Genomic DNA, 546 nt, shown 5'->3' on the forward strand with positions numbered 1-546 from the left:
GCTTGCGCCGCAACGCCTACGTCTCCAACCGTCACTTTGTAGTCACCTTTGAGTAAGTCACCCCAAGTTTTTGGTGCGTCTTTGACTAGGTTGTTGTTTGAGATAAAAGAGATAGTGCCGGTGTATGCCAGCGCCCAGTGGCCGTCTTTATCTTTCGCCCAATCGGGAATGTCATTCCAAGTGGTCGGTTTATACGGTTGAGTTACGCCTTTTTTCACGGCAACTCGCGCAAATGCAAAACCGACGTCACCGATATCTGCGGTTGCATTTTTCTTCTCTGCTTCGAATTTCGCGATTTCTTGTGCAGAGCTCATGTCAGTATCTTGATGTTTCAAACCGTAGTTTGATTGCAAATCAGCCCACGTGTCTTTCCAGTTTGCCCAACTGTCTGGCATGCCCACACTGTAAACCGAGCCTTCTTTTTGAGCGGCTTTTACTAGGGATTCTACATTGGCATCCGCTGAAAAAGCAGGCGCCGATAATGTTGCTGTAATTGCGGTGGCTGCAAGCAGTTTGGCAGGCACGGCAGTGGAACGGCTAAGCAAA

The 546-nt window shown here is 48.9% G+C and carries 1 protein-coding gene; it reads right to left on the reverse strand.

Features of this window, described 5'->3' with window-relative positions:
* Nucleotides 1–545, reverse strand: a 545-nt coding sequence (locus R7P74_RS28645; RefSeq protein WP_318124080.1) for an ABC transporter substrate-binding protein, incomplete at its 3' end; no start/stop codon positions are given.
* Between the last annotated feature and the right edge of the window lies 1 nt (nt 546).

This window comes from Vibrio sp. 2033, from assembly GCF_033339735.1.